This is a genomic window from Rathayibacter sp. VKM Ac-2929 (genome assembly GCF_022815495.1).
Lineage (GTDB): Bacteria > Actinomycetota > Actinomycetes > Actinomycetales > Microbacteriaceae > Rathayibacter > Rathayibacter festucae.
This window is the reverse complement of sequence record NZ_JALGRV010000006.1, coordinates 178,594-194,952: the sequence shown is the minus strand read 5'-3', so window position 1 is coordinate 194,952 and position 16,359 is coordinate 178,594. Positions and strand designations below refer to the sequence as shown.

Here is a 16,359-nt window from a genome sequence, read left to right as displayed (position 1 = left end):
ACATCGGTCCGGCACGGCCCTGTGGAGGAGAGTCCGTCAGAGCGCGGACCAGGTCGGCCGGCCGCCGAGGAGGGTCGCCGCGACGGGTGTCGTGCGCAGCTCCGCGTCGTCGGCGGTCGCCGGGTCGCGGTCGAGCAGCACGAGGTCGGCCGCGGCTCCCACGGCGACGGTCGCCCCGCGGGTGCTCGCCGCGAGCGCGACGTCGAACGGCAGCCGCTCGGCCGGGTGCCAGGCCTCGCGGCCGTCGCGGCGGCGGCTGACGGCGGCGGCCAGCGAGATCCACGGGTCGAGCGGGGCGACGGGCGCGTCGGAGCCGAGGGCGAGCGTCGCGCCGGCCGCGTGCAGCGAGGCGAAGGCGAAGGAGCGGTCGGTGCGGCCGGCCCAGTGGTGGTCGGCGACGTCGCGGTCGTCCATCGCGTGCTCCGGCTGCACGCTCGCGACGAGCCCGAGGCGGCCGAAGCGCGCGAAGTCCTCGGCCGCGACGAGCTGGGCGTGCTCGATCGTGCCCGCGAGGCCGAGCCGCTCGAAGACGTCGAGCACCTCGGCGTTCGCGCGGTCGCCGATGGCGTGCACGGCCGGGAGAATGCCGGCGTCGCGGGCGCGGACCAGCAGGCCCTCCACCTCCTCGGGCGCGACGCTCAGCACGCCGCAGGGGTGCGGGTGGTCGGCGGCGATCCCGGGGTAGGGGTCGAAGCAGTAGGCGGTGCGGGTGTTCAGCGAGCCGTCGACGACGATCTTGAGGCGGCCCATCCGGGCGAGGCCGGCCGGATCGAGGGCGTCGCCGGTGCGCAGCCCGCGGGCGATCGCGTCGTCGAGCCGGTCGGGCCAGACCGAGGTCTCGACGCGCAGGGACGAGACGCCCTCCGCGATGCGGTCCGGCCAGGCGCGGGAGTTGTCGGCGTTCTCGAACTCGACGATGCCGACGACTCCGCGCGCCGCGGCGGCCTCGGCGGTCTCGCGGTAGGCGGCGACGGAGGGCAGGCCGACGGCGTCGATCAGGTCGAGCGTGCCGATCCACTCCGTCTCGCGCAGCACCCCGTCCTCCGGGATCGACAGGCCGAAGCGCCGGCCGGCCGCGCTGTTGAGCCAGCCGCAGTGCAGGTCGCCGCTGATCAGGACGACCGGGCGCTCGGGCGCGATCGCGTCGAGGGCGGCGCGGGTCGGCGCGTCCGTCCACAGTCCGTCGCGGAAGCCGTAGCCGATCAGCACGGCGTCCTCGCGCACCGGCAGCGCCGCGCGCATGATCGCCACGGCCTCGGCGGCGCTCGCCGCGGGGGCGAGGTCGACCCGCTGCCGGCGGACCACCCACTGGGTGAAGTGCACGTGCGCGTCCCAGAAGCCGGGCGCGACGAAGCGGCCGTCGGCGTCGAGCGCCTCGGTGCTGCCCGGCAGCGTGCCGGCCGGGGCGATCTCGGCGATCGCGCCGTCGCGCAGCAGCAGGTCGGCGGGGGCGTCCTGCCCTGCGAAGCGAGCGGAGCGGATCAGGAGCTCGGTCATGCGTCCTCCAGGTCGAGAGGCCGGCCCATCACGGGCACGGCCCGGAGCAGCTGCCTCGTGTACGGGTCGGCGGGATCGGACAGCACGGTGTCGGTCGTGCCGTGCTCGACGAGGCGCCCGCCGCGCATCACCGAGACCTCGTCGCTGACGTAGCGGACGACGGCGAGGTTGTGCGAGATGAAGAGCATCGTGAGGTCGAGTCTCTGCTGCAGCTCCCGGAGGAGGTTGAGCACCACGCCCTGCACCGAGACGTCGAGCGCCGAGGTGATCTCGTCGGCGATCAGCACCTGCGGCTCGGCGGCCAGCGCCCGGGCGATCGTGATCCGCTGGCGCTGCCCGCCGGAGAAGGCGGTCGGGCGGTCGTCGGCGCGCGCCGGGTCGATGTGCACCAGGTCGAGCAGCTCGCGGACGCGGTCGTCGCGGGCGGCGGTGGAGTGGCGCCGGCCGGTCGCGAGCAGCCCCTCGGCGATCGAGGCGCCGACGCTCATCCGCGGGTCGAGTGCGGACAGCGGGTCCTGGAACACCATCTGCACCCGGCGGCGCGCGGCCCGGGCCGACGGCTCGCGGCTGGTGATGTCGACGCCGTCGAGCAGGATGCGGCCGGAGTGCAGCGGGGTGAGGCCGACCGCGACCCGCGCGACCGTCGACTTGCCGGAGCCGGACTCGCCGACCAGTCCGTGGGTGGTGCCGGGGCGGACCGTCAGGTCCACGGCGTCGACGGCCGTGGTCGCCGAGCGGCCGTGGCCGAAGCGCACGGTCACCGCCTCGTAGCGCAGCTCGCTCATGCGGTCAGTGCCTCCTGGTCGTGGGCGGGCAGGTCGTGGGCGGTCCGGTCCGCGGAAGGCGGCTCCTCGTCGATCGCCGCGATCACCGGGAGCAGCGCGCTCCGGTCGGTCGCCATGTCCGGCACGCAGGCGATCAGCCCGCGCGTGTAGGGGTGCCGCGCCTCGTCGAGGCGGTCTGCGGCGATCTCCTCGACCACCCGACCGTCGCGCATCACCACGATCCGGTCGCAGAAGCCGCTGACCAGCGCGATGTCGTGCGAGATGAAGAGGATCGCCGCTCCGGTCGCGGTCTGCGCCTCGCGCAGCGCCTGCATCACCTGCCGCTGCACGGTGACGTCGAGCGCGGTGGTCGGCTCGTCCGCGATCAGCAGCCGCGGCGTGCCCATCAGGCCCATCGCGATCATCGCCCGCTGCCGCATGCCGCCGGAGAACTCGTGCGGCAGCCGGCCGACCCGCTTCTCGGCGTCCGGGATGCGCACCAGGTTCAGCTTGTCGATCGCGCGGCGCAGCGACTCGGCGCGCGGGGTGCGGGCGTGCACCTCGCTCGCCTCGCGCAGCTGGCGGCCGATGGTGAGCGCCGGGTTGAGCGAGGTCAGCGGGTCCTGGAAGATCATCGCCTGCTCGAGGCCGAGGCGGCGGCGCTCGGCGGCGTTGGGCACCGCGGTCATGTCGATGCCGCGGAAGACGAGCTGCTCGCTGGTGACCAGTGCGTCTGGGCCGAGCAGCCCGGCGACGGCGCTCGCCGTGACCGACTTGCCCGAGCCGCTCTCCCCGACGATGCCGACGGTCTCGCCGGGCAGGATCATCAGGTCGACGCCGTGGACGCGCTCGGTCATCGCGCCGTCACGGCCGGGGAACGCCACGCGCAGCCCGGACATCTCGACGACGGGCATCGCGTCCGTGACGGGCGCGACGACCTCGTCCGAGCGCCGGCGCTTCACGGCCTTGACCGGGCGGCGGCGCGAGGACGACTCGCTGAAGACCTCGCCGAGCAGCGCGAAGACGACGCCCACCAGCACCACGGCGATGCCGGGGCCGATCGCGGCCATCGGATCGACGTAGATCCGCTTCGCGCCCTCGTTGAGCAGCCGGCCCCAGTCGTACTCGGGCGCCTGGACGCCGAGGCCGAGGAAGGACAGCGCGGCGAAGGAGAGCAGCGTGACGGAGGCGTGCGCGGCCGAGTTGACCAGCAGCGGCGGCAGGATGTTCGGCACCACGTGCCGGGCGGTCGTCCGCAGCGGGCGGCTGCCGAGCATCCCGGCGGCGCGGACGTAGTCGCTGGACGACACCGAGGCCGCGAGCGTGCTGGTGAGCCGCGCGAAGACCGGGATGCCGGCGAAGCCGACGGCGAGCATCGCGCCGACCGCGGTCGTGCCCCAGATCACCGAGAAGAACAGCGCGAGCAGCAGCCAGGGGAAGGACAGCAGGATGTCGATGAGGCCGGCGATCAGCCGCTGCAGCAGGCGGGGCAGCAGCACCGCGACGACGCCGAGCAGCACGCCGCCGACGACCGAGATGCCGGTCGCGCCGAGGGTGAGCAGCACGGAGACGCGGGTGGCGACGACGACGCGGGCGAGGAGGTCGCGGCCGAGGTCGTCGGTGCCGAAGGGGTGCGCGAGGCTCGCGCCCTGCTGGCGGTCGGCGATCGAGCGCTCGGTGGCGAGGTCGCCGAAGAGGATCGGGCCGAGGACGGTCGCGAGGATCACCAGGACGAGGCCGACGGCGGCGGCGACGCCCTGCGGGGTGCGCAGCGACTCCGGGAGCCGGTGGGCCAGGGACGGGCGAGCGGAACGGGATGCAGTGCTCATGGCTCAGGCCTCCGCGATGGCCGACCGCGGGTCGAGCGCGGCGAGCAGCAGGTCGATGACGAGGTTGGCGGCGAGGACCAGGACGGCGTACATCAGCACGATGCCCTGGATCAGCGGGTAGTCCTTGGTGGTGATCGACGAGACGATCGTCGATCCGATGCCGGGGATGACGAAGACCGTCTCGATCAGCACCGTGCCGGCGACGAGGCCGGTGAGCACCACTCCGCCCGCGGTCAGCGTCGCCGTGACGATGTTGGGCAGCGCGTGCCGGAGGTAGAGCAGGTGCCCCGGCAGCCGCTTGCTGCGCGCGGTGGTGAGGTACGGCGCCTCCAAGACCCGCACCATCTCGACGTGCACGATCCGCGCGAGGTAGGCGAGCGGGCCGATGGCGAGGGCGAGCACCGGCAGCACCGCGTACTCCGGGCCGCCCCAGCCCGCGGACGGCGCGAGCGGCACGACGATGCTGAACAGCCAGATCAGCACGACCGCCAGCAGGAAGTTGGGGATCGCGATCACGACGCCGAGCAGGCCCGAGACGCCGAGGTCGAGCGTGCGGTGCTTGCCGGCGCGGGCCGAGACCGCCGTCGCGACGCCGATCGGGAACGCGCCGAGCGCGGCGACCGCGAAGGCGACGACCGAGAGCGTCAGCGTGGCGGGCAGCCGCTCGGCCAGCGTGCTGCCGACCGGCCGCTGCGTGCTGATCGAGGTGCCGAGGTCGCCGCGCAGCAGCCCGCCGAGGTAGTTCGCGAACTGCTGGCCGATCGGCAGGTCGAGGCCGAGGGTGCTCCGCAGCACCGCCACGGTCTCGGCCGGCGCCGTCGGGCCCAGGGCCGCGCGCACCGGGTCGCCGGGCACGAAGTGGACCATGAAGAAGGAGGCGATCAGCACGATCACCAGCGAGACCGCCGCGCGGGCGAACCGCTTGAGCAGGAAGGCGAGGCGCGGGGAGCCGACCACGCCGAGCAGACGATCCCCCCGGCGCGGACCGGCCGCGGGCGCGCTCGGCGGGGAGGCCGGTGACAGCGGGGCCGTGGGTCGCACCGAGGGGATCGTCATGGTCAGCCCTGCATCCGGATCGTGGTGGGAGCGACGGTGCCGGGACGCTCGAGGGTCGCGCCCTTGACGTACATCGGCGACTCCGTCTCGGCGAGCGGGAAGACGTCGACCCGCTCGATCAGCTCGGACTCGGCCTGCTTCCAGACACCGCAGGCCTCGTCGGCGCTGCCGGCGCTGAGCGCCTGCGTCGCGAGGGCGTTGTACTCGGGGTTCGAGACGCCCATGAAGTTGTAGCCGCCGTTCTCGCTCGTCTCACCGAGGAAGAAAAGGCTCAGCACCACGGGGCTGGAGGGGGCGAGCTGGATGAAGCCGGTGTCCCAGTCGTAGCTCTGGTAGAGGTCGGTCGACCAGCCGGCCGAGTCCTCGGCGACCAGGTCGGTCGTGATGCCGAGCTCGTTCCACTCCTGCTGGACCTCCTCGGCGGCGGCGCCGTGCGAGGGGGTTCCGGCGTCGTAGAGGAAGCGGATGGTCAGCGGCTCGCCGTCCTTCGCGCGCAGTCCGTCGGAGCCGAGCGGGTAGCCGGCCTCGTCGAGCAGCTCGCCGGCGGCGTCCACGTCGGTGTCGGGCAGCGTCCACTCCGGGCCGCCGGCGACGCAGGTGAGCGGGATCTGGTTGACCAGCGAGACCGAGTCGACGGCGTTGCCGTCGGTGACCAGCTCGCCGACGGCGTCGCGGTCGAGCGAGAGGGTCAGCGCCTGGCGGACGCGGACGTCGGCGGTGGGGCGGTCGGCGCGCTCGTTGAAGAGCATCTCGCCGATCGGGTTGAGCACGCCCTCGGTGTCCAGGCCCGCCGCGTCGAGGCGCTGGCGGTCGGCGCCGATGACGGAGGCGGCGTTGAGCTCGCCCGAGATCAGCAGGTTCGCGGCGGTCGCCTCGTCGGTGATCACCCGCGCCTCGATCTCGTCGGGCAGGCCCTCCGTGTCGCTGGTGACGTCGTCCGGGCCCCAGGTGTAGCCGTCGCGCTTCGTGTAGGTGTAGTCGGAGCCGGGGCTCGACGCGGTCAGCGCGTAGAGAGCGGTGCCGTTGGTGGTGTCGGTCAGGGTCGACGGGTCGTCGAGGCCGGCCTGGCAGACCATCTCGATGCTGCCGGTGCCCTGGAGCAGGAACGGGTTGTTGGCCGTCGAGGTGACGGTGACGACGTTCCCGTCCGCGGTCGCCGTCATGTCGGCGGTGACGCTCGAGCCGAACCAGAACGTGCCGTTGTCGGCGTTCGCCTGGTAGGCGAAGTTCGCCGCGGCCGTCTCGGCGGTGAAGGGGGTGCCGTCGGCGCAGGTGATGCCGTCCTTCAGCGTGTACGAGATCGAGGTGGGCGTGCTCTCCCAGCTCTCGGCGAGGAAGGGCACGACCTCGCCCTCGGGGGTCGTGTAGGCCAGCGAGTCGTAGCCGAAGGTGACCATCGCGCGCTGCACGAGCGAGACGCCGGTGAACGGGTTGAGGCTGCCCGGGTCGTCGTTGATCGCGAGGGAGAAGGTGCCGCCCGAGACGGGGTCGGCGCCGGACGCGGAGCCGCCGGCGGGGGCCGAGCAGGCGCTCAGGGCGAGCAGCGCCACCAGCGAGCCCGCGGCGACGGCCGGGACTCGGAGCGCTGTGGTGCGGGGAGAACGGGTCATGATGCGTCCTTCGGGGAATGCAGGGCGAGTGGTGCAGGACTCCCGATCAGGGCCAGCGGGCCCGCGGCCTTCACGGAGACTTTGAGCGAGGCGCTGGCCGAGTACGACAGCGGCGTCTCGAGCACGTCGACGATCTCGACGAGCCGCGGATCGGCGCCGGCCTGGATCGCGCGCTCGATCGCGATCCGGCCGGCCGCCTCGATCGCGGCGGCGCGGTCGACGTGGTCGCACAGCTGGTCGGCGCGGCCGCCGGCCAGGGCGATGGCGGCGCCGACGGCGTTGGCCACGTTGCCGCGGTCGGGGCGGAGCACCTCGCTCGCGCCGTGCACGTGGTCCGGGACCAGGAAGCCGCCGCCGCCGACGACCACGAGCGGCAGGCCGACGCGGCCGAGCGACATCCGCTCGACGGCCGACTCGATCCGGTCCTGCGCCACGGCGAGGGCGTTGCCGAGGGCGGAGCGGGTGGCGCGGTCCAGCGCGGGGAGGGCCCTGCCGGGGATCATCCCGGGCAGCTGCATCGCGGCGGCGTCGGTGAGGGTGGCGGTCGCGCCGCCGAAGAGCAGGCCCTCGCGGGCGATGCGGTAGCCGACCGAGTCGGTGGTCGGCACGCCGGTGGCCGTGTCGACGATCGTGCCGCCGCCGATGCCGACGCTGAGGATGTCGGGCATCCGGAAGTTGGTGCGGACGCCGCCGATCTCGCGCGGCAGGGTCGACTCGCGGGGGAAGCGGTCGACGAGCACGCCGAGGTCGCTGGTGGTGCCGCCGATGTCGATGATGATCGCGTCGTCGGCGCCGGAGAGGAACGCGGCGCCGCGGATCGAGTTGGCGGGCCCCGAGCCGATGGTGAGCACGGGGTAGCGGGCCGCGTACTCGACCGCCATCAGCGTGCCGTCGTTCTGGGCGAAGAAGGTGGCGGCGTCGAGGCGCTCCTCGTCGACCACGGTGAGCAGTCCCTGCGTCACGTCGCGGGCGATGCCGTGCAGCGCGGCGTTGAGGACGGTCGCGTTCTCGCGCTCGAGCAAGCCGAGCGCGCCGATCTCGTGGCTGAGCGAGACGGGCAGGTCCACGCCGACGTGGTCGGCGACGAGCGCGGCGACCTCGAGCTCCTGCTCCGGGAAGGAGGGGCTGAAGATCCCGCAGACGGCGACCGCGTCGAAGCGGCCCTCGAGCGAGTCGAGGAAGCGGCGGATGCCGTCGACGTCGAGCGGCGAGATCGGGTAGCCGTCGATCAGGTGGCCGCCGCCGGCGAGCAGGCTGCCGGCGAGCACGGTGTCGCGGAGGTCGGCGGGCCAGCCGGAGAGCGAGGGGAACTCGGTCGAGGCGGGGGCGCCGAGGCGGATCACGGCGACGCGGCCGAGGTCGCGGCGGCGGACGATCGCGTTGGTGGCGTGGGTGGTGCCGAGCATGACGCGGGAGACGCGGTCGCGGTCGGCGCCCAGCTCGCCGAGCACCGCGGAGAGCGCGGCGCGGATGCCGCCGGTGACGTCCTCGGTGGTGGCCTGCTTGGTCCAGGCGGTGACGGCGCCGTCGGCGTCGAGCACGACGGCGTCGGTGTTGGTGCCGCCGACGTCGATGCCGACGGAGAGATCGCGAAGTGCGGCGCTCATCGGGCCACCTCCGCCACGGCGCCGTCGAACGGCACGTAGTCGAAGTCGAAGTCGAAGGCGGCGGGGCCCGCCAGCTCGATCCCGCGCGGGGTCCGCCAGAGCGGATCGCAGGCCCAGGCGAGCACGCTGACCCGCTGACCGAAGCGGAGCATCTCGGTCGAGATCGCCTCGCCGGTCTCGGAGTCGAGGATCGAGACGAGGTCGGGGACGCTGACGACCACGCCGCCGTCCTCGATCACCACGAGGTTCTCGTTCTGGATCTCGACCCGCACCATCCGGCTGCGGTCGGCGCCGACGCCGTCGATCGTGACGGAGCCGCGGGTGAAGCCGCCCTCGGTGCTGCGGTCGATGTCGATGACCTTGCCGCCGATCAGCACGGCCGCGCCGAGCTCCTCGGCGATGTCGGTCACCGGGTCGGCGGAGGCGAGCAGGCGGCGGCCGACCTGGATCGCACGGCTGACGGTGCCCTCGATCACGGCGCCCGGGGCGGTCTCGTGGGTGAGCAGGTAGTGCGCGCCGAGGGCGATGCCGCCGGCCGCGACGGTGAAGGCGCGGGCGTGGCGCTCCAGCCAGGCGATGTCGACGGTGCGGAGGACGGTGACGTTGCCGACCACGTCGCTCATCACCGCGAACTCGCTCGGCAGCCCGGCGACGTTCATCGAGATCATCGTGGCCTTCGGGAACGCGCGGCCCATGCCGTCCGCATCGAGCACCGCGAGCCCGAGCTCCGCGGCCCAGCCGACCGGCGCGACGCCGTTGCTGCCGCCGATCTCGGCCGCCATCACAGTGGTGACCGGGCGGCCGATCAGGCGCTCGACCTCGCGCAGCAGCGTGTGCGCTTGGCTGCTCGAGCCGAGCATCTCGATGCCGACCGAGGGGGCGCCCATCCCGGACATGATGATGACCGCGTCGTCCGGGCCGAGGTCCTCGACGCCGACGACGCGCACCGGGCCGTTGGCGTCGATCGCGTTCTCGACCGAGAGCTGGGCGCCGTGCACCGAGCCGCCTCCGCCGGTGCCGAAGACCGCGCAGCCGGCGGCCAGGGGAGCGACGTCGTCGCGGGTGATCAGGCGGACGGGGCTCGGTCCGGCCGGGGGCGTGAAGCTCATGCTCCGAGGCTAGCCAGCGGTGCAAGCGGGTGGAATGTGCCGTCACCATGAGGAAACGGCCATGATTGTGCTCATGGCACAGACGTCCCTCCTCCACGTCCTCGAGCACGGCGAGCAGTTCGGCATGGTCTGCCGCGCGGGCGACCCGGCGGGCGTCTCGCTCAGCGGAGTGGAGATGCTCGCGCTCGAGGACGTGGGGCAGGCGCTGCCCGGGCACCTGGTGATCGTGCTGCACGGCGCGGAGCAGCCGCGGGCGTACCAGATCGACATCGTCATCCGGCGGGCGATCGCGGCCGAGGTCGCCGCGCTGCTCTTCGTCGGCGAGCTGGCGCTGGCCGAGACCTCGCGCTCGCTGGCCGACCGCGGGGCGCTGCCGGTGCTGACGGCGAGCGCGCCGCCCTCCGAGCTGGCCGTCTCGATCGACCGGCTGCTGCGCGGCGGGGCGGCCGAGGCGCTGGGCCGGGCGGAGCTCGCGATCGCCGCCGCCCGGGCCGCCTGCGACGGCGACCCGCTCGATGCGCGCGCGGCCGTGCTCGACGCCGCGACGGCGGCGCTCGGGATCGAGCTGCGGATGATCGAGGACCCGGCCGTCACCTGGAGCGACCCCGACGCGGTCTGCATCGGCGAGGTCGCCGTCGGGCGGCTGGTCGCCGAGCAGCCGGAGACCGCGGCGGTGATCGCGCTGCCGGTGATCGCCGCGCTGCTCTCGCGGGCGCTGCAGCGCGAGTCGCAGGTGCGCTTCGGGCCGGCGCGCTCCCGGGCCGACCTCGTGGTCGAGCTGCTGCTGGCGGAGTCCTCGCGCATCGACGCGCTCGCGGTGGACGCCGCGCGGGCCGGGCTGCCGGTCGCCTCCGCGCACGCCGCCGCCTGGATCACCCCGCGCCACCGCGACGACGCCGAGCGCCGCCTCCCCGCGGCGCTGGTCGCGGCGATCGAGCTGAACGCCTTCCAGCTGACCGACGGCCGCGACGAGGTCTGGCACCTCGCGGTCTTCCACGACGACCTGGTGGTGGTGGCGTCGGAGGAGTCGGGCGCGCCGGACCACCAGCGGCGCGTGCGCGACGTGGCCGAGCGGCTGATCGCGTACGGCGGCGCGGTCGCGGGGGAGGGCTGGACGTTCACGGTCGGGCTCGGCACGCCGCAGTCGGGCGCCTCGGGGCTCCGGCAGTCGGCGACGGAGGCGCGGATCACCGCCGGCTCGGCCGTCGCCGCGGGCCGCCTCGGCGCGGTGGAGGTCACCGACGTCACGGGCCTGCGCCGGGTGCTGCTCGACTTCTACGCATCGCCGCTCAGCCGCGCGCTGCTCGACGACGTGCTCGCGCCGCTGGACGCCCTCGGCGCTGAGCGCTCGGCCATCTCCGTGCGGACGCTGCTGGCGTACCTCAGCAACCGCAACTCCCTCGCCCGGGCCGGCGAGGTGCTGCTGCTGCACCCGAACGCCGTGAACTACCGCGTGCGCCGCATCGAGCAGGCCCTTGCCCTGGACCTCGAGGACCCGGACACCCGCTTCGCCCTGGAGCTGGCCTGCCGCCTGCGCGTGATGGCGACGACGCGCTGACGCGTGCTGCCGCGTCGACTGGACGCGGAGCGGGGGCTGCGAGGGCGCCAGAGCCCGACGCGGGTCCACTCGCGCGGGAGGCGCACTGCGACTGGACACGGAACGGGGTGTGACCGAGCATCGGAGCCCGCCACCGGTCCACCCGCGCGGATCCGGCGCCCTGTCAACACCTCGATGTCTGAAGGGATGTTCAGATAGCGTCGTCGACGAGCGGGTCCGGAGTCGGCCGTCGTCGCATCCCCCCGCGGCCCCACGAGAAGGCGCCCGCCCGCGGACGCCGACCCTCGGGCCGTGGCGACGAGGGCACTGCTCGTCCGCCGCAGGAGAGCCCCCACTCCCTCGCGGCCGGCCGGACGCACGTCGCCGGGCCCCGCCGCTCCCCGCCCCCGACTGCGCGCCGAAGGATCTCGATGACGACTCTGCTGGACCCCCGACCCCCCGAAGCCCGACGCATCACGGGCGACCGGCCGTGACCGTGACCGGCCTCGACGACACCCGCACCCCGCCACTCGAGAACGCGCGCGAGCTGGTCCTCCACGCCTGCCGCGTCGGGGACGCCGAACTGCAGTCCCACATCGACGACCTCTGGGCGGCCAAGGCCGACCCCGAGAGGACGCGCGGACTGCTCACCCGCTACCGGCGCGAGGTCGAGGACGCCCGCAGCCTCCTCGCCGCAGCCGCCGACCCGCAGTGGTGGCGGGCCGCGACCGCTGAGCGGATCGAGGCGAGCTGCCGGGCCGCGCGGATCTGGACCGAGGGCGACCCGGTCTGCGCCGACCTCGAGCGGGCGTTCGCCGCGCAGCTCCGGAGCGTCCTCGGCATCGATTTGACGCAGATCCCGCGTCACGAGCGGAGCCGCTGACCTGCGGTGTCGGGCCTTCGATGCTCCTCGCCGGAGTCTCTGCGCTCTGTGATGGAAGTGGGCGTGCGCACTTGAGCCTGGAAGGCCCGATCGGCTGAGGAAGGCCGGTTCTCGCGGCTTCCAGCCTTCGTCGTGCACGCCCGCGCGCGGACATCGTCAGCGCAGCACCGCCGACACCGCCTCCGCCAGCCGGATCGCCGCGCGCTCGAGCTCGCGCGAGCGCGCCGTGACGTCATCGGCCATGCCCACCAGGCACGCCGCCGCCACGACCGCGCCGCTCGCGTCGCGGATCGGGGCCGAGATGGAGACCATGCCGGCGTCGTCGTAGGCCTGCATCGAGAGGACGCCGTCGCGGCGGACGGTCTGCATCCGGCGGAGGAACCGGGTCAGGTCGCGCGGGGTGTGCCGGGCCGGGAACAGCTGGGTCAGCTCGTCCGGCTCGAGGTCCATCAGCATGGTGGGGCCGCCGTCCGAGCCGACGATCGGGTGGGCGCGGCCGAGCCAGGGGATCATCGCGAGGCCGTCGCCGGCCAGCTCGAGTTCTTCCACGAGCGTGAGACTGCGCATCCCCGCGAGCACGGTGACGAACGCGCAGGCGCGAAGACTCCGCGCCGCCTCCGCGACCAGCGGCCCGCCGCGCGACACGATCAGCGGAGCGGCCGCCGCCCGGAACCAGCCGTGCACGACCCAGGCGACGCGGAACTCCCCGTCGCCGCCGCGCTCGACCACGCCCGCCGCGACGCAGGCCTCGAGCAGCCGGCCGGTGCGGTCGCGGCGGAGGCCCGTCGCCCGCGCGGCGCCGGCGGCGGTGTCCGGCCCGTCGGCCAGGTGCTGGAGGAGAGGGAGGACCGCGTGGAGCGCGGAGCCGCCGGCGGAGGGGGTGGTGGAGACCAGCGCGTCGTCGCTGTCCGCCGTGTCGTGCCCCGCGCCCGCCTCCCGCGAGCCGCTCAGCCCCGCCTCGATGCTCCGCCGCGCGACCGCCAGAGCCCGCCGGATCCGCGGCCCGTTCTCGCGCAGCCGGACCGTCGGCATCCGCACCGCCAGCACCGCCGCGCACTCACCCGCGGGCGTCAGCAGCGGCGTCGCGATCTCGACCCGCAGCCCCTCGGTCGTCTCCGCGACCGCGTCGTCGCCCGGGCCCAGCGGATCCGCGGCGCGGGCGATCGCGCTGCCCGCGTCGTCGATCCGCTCGCCGACCGCGGCGGGGGAGTGCAGGGTCCACGACGAGAGCACGCTGCCGATCACCCGCATCGCCCCTGGTGCCCCGGCCGCCAGCACGACGGTCTCGCCGGTCTGCTGCGAGGCGAGCGTCAGCGCGAAGCGGAGCGACCGCGCGACCGGCGCCGCGGCCCGTCCCGAGAGCCGCACGGCGACCGCGCCCAGGCGGTAGCTGCCGTAGTCCGCGCCGCGCTCGATCAGCCCCGTCCGCTCCAGCTCCGCGCACAGCCGCGAGACCGAGCTGAGCGGCGCGCCGAGCTCGGCGGCGATCACGCCGACCCCGAGCGGCGCCGTCGGATCCGGCCGCTCGCCGAGCAGCCGCACCACCCGCAGGCCCGTCGTCACGCGTCCGCTCACGAGCCGCCCCTCTGCAGAACCGTCAATCCCGAGGCGCCCGAATCGCCGCCAGCACGCACTGTAACAGCGCCGGAACCCGCCGTTCCTACAGTGATCGCACTCGCCCGGCGGCGGTCACGACGGCCCGCCGAGCGCGACGGCGGCGCGCCGTCACCCGCTCCACGAACGCTTCCCACAGCCCTAGGAGTCCCATGAACCCGACCGTCCCCCGCCCCGCGACCCGCACAGCGCCCCGCGCCACGCCGCGCCCCGCCCGCCGGGCCGCCGTCGTCACCGCGGTGCTCGCCTCCGCGGCCCTCCTCGCCGGCTGCTCGGCCGACGCCGCCGCCACGACCGACGCGGAGCCGAGCGCCCTGTTCGAGCAGAGCATCGCCGACCTGGTGCCCGAGGACATCGCCGCGGCCGGCGAGATCCGCATCGCGAGCGGCCCCGGCTACCCGCCGCTGCTCGACCTCGCGGACGACGGCACCACGCTCTCGGGCTCGCAGCCCGAGGAGATGCGCCTGATCGGCGAGGTGCTCGGCCTCGACGTCGTCTTCGAGGACATCAAGTTCGACGCGCTCTTCCCCTCGCTGGCCTCGAAGAAGATCGACGCCGCGGCGGCCGCACTGGGCGTCACCGCCGAGCGGCTCGAGACCGTCGACTTCGTCAGCGACTTCCTCGGCGGCACCACGCTGCTGGTCGAGGGCGGCAATCCGCTCGACCTCACGATCGACACGCTCTGCGGCCAGTCCGTCGGCGTGCTCAAGGGCTCGACCGAGAACGACATCACGCTCCCGAAGTGGGACGCCGTCTGCACCGAGACGGGCGAGCCGGCGATCGAGATCTCGACCTTCCCGACCGCGGCCGACGCCGTGCTCGCCCTGAGCTCCGGCCGCGTCGACGCGACGGTCAGCGCCGTCCCCCCGGCCGTCTTCCAGGCCGAGCAGTCCGACGGCGCGCTCGAGGCGCTCGACGTCAACTTCGAGCCGAGCCCCTGGGGCATCGCCTTCCCGGACGGCTCCGAGCTGGCCCCCGCCTTCCAGGCCGCCCTCGAGCACCTGATGACGACGGGCGACTACCAGGAGAACCTCGAGCGCTTCGGCGTCGAGGTCGGCGCGGTCGAGCAGGCCGAGCTCTACACCGACCCGGCCCAGATCAGCGGATGACCGCCGTGGAGCAGCGCGCGACGACCACCGCGCCGCCCGAGACCGTGGTCCCCGTCCGGCACTGGGGCCGGCGGGCGGCGACCGTCGTGATCCTCGTGCTGGCGGCGCTGCTCGCCCACTCGGTCGCGACCAACCCGAACTTCGAGTGGGGCAGCGTCTTCGGCTACTTCCTCGACGGGCGGATCCTCCGCGGACTCGGCACCACGCTCCTGCTCACCGTGATCGCGATGGTCGTCGGCATCGTCATCGGCGTCCTGATGGCCGTCGGCCGGCAGTCGCAGACGCTCGTGGTCGCCACGGCGGCGGGCGCGTTCGTCGCCTTCTTCCGCGGCACGCCGCTCCTGGTGCAGCTGATCTTCTGGTTCAACCTCGCCGCGCTCTACCCCGAGCTGAGCCTGGGCATCCCGTTCGGCCCCACCTTCGCCAGCGCCGACACCAACGTGCTGATCAGCCCGTTCCTCGCCGCGATCCTCGGCCTCGGGCTCAACGAGGGCGCCTACATGTCCGAGATCGTCCGCGCGGGCCTGCTCTCGGTCGACCCCGGCCAGGTCGACGCCGCCGAGGCGCTCGGGCTGCGGAGGGCCCAGGTCTTCCGCCGGATCGTCCTGCCGCAGGCGATGCGGGTCATCATCCCGCCGACCGGCAACCAGACGATCTCGATGCTGAAGACGACGTCACTGGTGAGCGTGATCGCGATCCCCGACATCCTCTTCGCCGCCCAGACCATCTACTCCCGCAACTTCGAGGTGATCCCGCTGCTCATCACCGTCAGCCTCTGGTACCTGCTCGTCACCACGGTCCTCAGCGCGGGCCAGCGGATGATCGAGCGGCGCTTCTCCCGCGGCGACCGGATCGTCCAGGGCCCGACCCCGCTCGGGGCGCTGCTCGCGAGCGCGAGGCCGCGGCCCGCCGCCCGAGGGGAGGGAGCGCTGTGACCGCGCCCATGGTCCAGGCGACCGGCGTGCACAAGCAGTACGGCGGCAACCTCGTCATCCGCGGCATCGACCTGACCGTCGCGCCGGGCGAGGTGACCTGCCTGCTCGGCCCGTCCGGCTCGGGCAAGAGCACCTTCCTCCGCTGCATCAACCACCTCGAGAAGATCGACGCGGGCACGATCAGCGTCGCCGGCGAGCTGGTCGGCTACCGCCGCCACAACGGCCGTCTGCACGAGCTGCGCGACGCCGAGATCGCGACGCGGCGCAGTGAGATCGGCATGGTCTTCCAGCAGTTCAACCTCTTCCCGCACCTCACCGTGCTGGAGAACCTGATCGAGGCGCCCGTCCTGGTCCGCCGCGAGAAGGTGCCGGACGCCACGGCACGCGCCCGCGTGCTGCTCGACCGGGTCGGTCTCGGCGCCAAGGCGGACGCCTACCCGCGCTCGCTCTCCGGCGGTCAGCAGCAGCGGGTCGCCATCGCCCGTGCGCTCGCGATGCGACCCCGCCTGATGCTCTTCGACGAGCCGACCTCCGCGCTCGACCCCGAGCTGGTCGGCGAGGTGCTCGACGTGATGCGCGACCTCGCCGCCGAGGGCATGACGATGATCGTCGTCACCCACGAGATCGGCTTCGCCCGCGAGGTCGCCGACACGGTGACCTTCATGGACGGCGGCGTCGTCGTCGAGTCGGGGCCGCCCGAGCGGATCCTCGCCGACCCGCAGCACGAGCGCACCCGCGCGTTCCTGTCCAAGGTCCTCTGACCCTGTCACCCGAGCCGTCGATCCCGGCGGCCCTCACCGATCCACGGA

Annotated in this window: 13 protein-coding genes; 5 read left to right on the top strand and 8 right to left on the bottom strand. The window is 74.1% G+C overall.

The features are described 5' to 3' along the window. Positions 1-36 precede the first annotated feature (36 nt). The 7 genes from MT355_RS19115 to MT355_RS19085 all read right to left on the bottom strand — a co-directional run bounded on the left by MT355_RS19115 (position 37) and on the right by MT355_RS19085 (position 9,472). Entirely contained in the window at positions 37-1,497 is a 1,461-nt protein-coding gene (locus tag MT355_RS19115) for an amidohydrolase (protein WP_243600739.1), read from the bottom strand. Then, positions 1,494-2,282: an ABC transporter ATP-binding protein gene (locus tag MT355_RS19110; RefSeq protein ID WP_243600738.1), complete on the bottom strand. Its 789-nt coding sequence runs from the start codon at positions 2,280-2,282 to the stop codon at positions 1,494-1,496. The genes MT355_RS19115 and MT355_RS19110 overlap by 4 nt, the downstream gene beginning before the upstream one ends. Then, positions 2,279-4,090 carry a dipeptide/oligopeptide/nickel ABC transporter permease/ATP-binding protein gene (locus tag MT355_RS19105; protein WP_243600737.1) on the bottom strand — a complete coding sequence of 604 codons (1,812 nt, stop codon included), beginning with the start codon at positions 4,088-4,090 and terminating at the stop codon, positions 2,279-2,281. The genes MT355_RS19110 and MT355_RS19105 overlap by 4 nt, the downstream gene beginning before the upstream one ends. Before the next feature lie 3 nt (positions 4,091-4,093). Further along, entirely contained in the window at positions 4,094-5,047 is a 954-nt protein-coding gene (locus MT355_RS19100; RefSeq protein WP_243600736.1) for an ABC transporter permease, read from the bottom strand. 101 nt (positions 5,048-5,148) lie between these two features. After that, entirely contained in the window at positions 5,149-6,756 is a 1,608-nt protein-coding gene (locus MT355_RS19095; protein WP_243600735.1) for an ABC transporter substrate-binding protein, read from the bottom strand. Beyond that, a complete protein-coding gene (locus MT355_RS19090; RefSeq protein WP_132436526.1) occupies positions 6,753-8,363 on the bottom strand; it encodes a hydantoinase/oxoprolinase N-terminal domain-containing protein in 1,611 nt (536 codons plus the stop codon). Before MT355_RS19090 ends, MT355_RS19095 begins: the two co-directional genes overlap by 4 nt. After that, positions 8,360-9,472: a DUF917 domain-containing protein gene (locus MT355_RS19085; RefSeq protein WP_208322988.1), complete on the bottom strand. Its 1,113-nt coding sequence runs from the start codon at positions 9,470-9,472 to the stop codon at positions 8,360-8,362. The genes MT355_RS19090 and MT355_RS19085 overlap by 4 nt, the downstream gene beginning before the upstream one ends. A gap of 73 nt (positions 9,473-9,545) precedes the next feature. Here MT355_RS19085 and MT355_RS19080 point away from each other — a divergent pair, with 73 nt between their 5' ends. Both MT355_RS19080 and MT355_RS19075 read left to right on the top strand, forming a co-directional pair. Next, positions 9,546-11,030, top strand: coding sequence for a CdaR family transcriptional regulator (locus MT355_RS19080; RefSeq protein ID WP_243600734.1), 1,485 nt, complete (start codon positions 9,546-9,548; stop codon positions 11,028-11,030). A 469-nt stretch (positions 11,031-11,499) separates the two neighbouring features. Beyond that, positions 11,500-11,892, top strand: a complete 393-nt coding sequence (locus MT355_RS19075; RefSeq protein WP_243600733.1) for a hypothetical protein — start codon at positions 11,500-11,502, stop codon at positions 11,890-11,892. Positions 11,893-12,048: 156 nt separating this feature from the next. On the opposite strand, the gene MT355_RS19070 is transcribed toward MT355_RS19075, so the two are convergent. Beyond that, a complete protein-coding gene (locus MT355_RS19070; protein WP_243600732.1) occupies positions 12,049-13,467 on the bottom strand; it encodes a helix-turn-helix domain-containing protein in 1,419 nt (472 codons plus the stop codon). A gap of 191 nt (positions 13,468-13,658) precedes the next feature. Between MT355_RS19070 and MT355_RS19065 the strand changes: the two genes are divergently transcribed. From MT355_RS19065 to MT355_RS19055, 3 genes are read left to right on the top strand one after another with little or no spacing between them, the layout of a single operon-like run. Beyond that, on the top strand, positions 13,659-14,615 hold the full coding sequence (locus MT355_RS19065; RefSeq protein ID WP_243600731.1) for an ABC transporter substrate-binding protein: 957 nt from the start codon (positions 13,659-13,661) through the stop codon (positions 14,613-14,615). Further along, positions 14,612-15,550 (top strand): amino acid ABC transporter permease, encoded by a 939-nt coding sequence (locus MT355_RS19060; protein ID WP_243600730.1) that lies wholly within the window; start codon positions 14,612-14,614, stop codon positions 15,548-15,550. Before MT355_RS19065 ends, MT355_RS19060 begins: the two co-directional genes overlap by 4 nt. Further along, positions 15,547-16,311, top strand: coding sequence for an amino acid ABC transporter ATP-binding protein (locus tag MT355_RS19055; protein WP_308197440.1), 765 nt, complete (start codon positions 15,547-15,549; stop codon positions 16,309-16,311). Before MT355_RS19060 ends, MT355_RS19055 begins: the two co-directional genes overlap by 4 nt. Positions 16,312-16,359: the final 48 nt, after the last annotated feature.